The organism is Streptomyces huiliensis (assembly GCF_020037025.1).
Classification (GTDB): domain Bacteria; phylum Actinomycetota; class Actinomycetes; order Streptomycetales; family Streptomycetaceae; genus Streptomyces; species Streptomyces huiliensis.
On sequence record NZ_JAIQLH010000240.1, the window covers coordinates 1 to 365 of the forward strand.

General features: G+C 67.9%; 1 protein-coding gene. It reads left to right on the forward strand.

The genetic code is table 11. From position 1 onward, the window contains the following. Window positions 1–334 (forward strand): hypothetical protein (locus tag JNW98_RS29520; protein WP_223771361.1); only part of this gene is annotated, 334 nt, incomplete at its 5' end. Window positions 335–365 lie beyond the last annotated feature (31 nt).

Sequence of the window (365 nt, forward strand, 5' to 3'; positions counted from 1 at the left end):
GCGGTTCGCGGCGGGCACGAACGTCTCCAACACCGCGGATTCGCAGGTCTCCTGCGGCTCGGGGGACGGCAACTACCAGCTCGTCCCGATCCTGTCCGGCGTCAAGGCGCTGGACCTGAGCTCGGGCAGCCGCGTGAACCTGCACCAGTGCATGTACTACTCGTCCTCGGCTACGAACCACTTCAGCACGGTGGTGCCGAGCAGCGACGGACGCTTCGCGGCCGGAACGAACATCTCCAACACCGCGGACTCGCAGGTCTCCTGCGGCGCGGGCGACGGCAACTACCAACTCGTTCCTATCCTGTCGGGCGTCAAGGCACTCACCGTGGCCTGACCCCCGTCCGCCGAGCGCCGTTCCGCGGCGA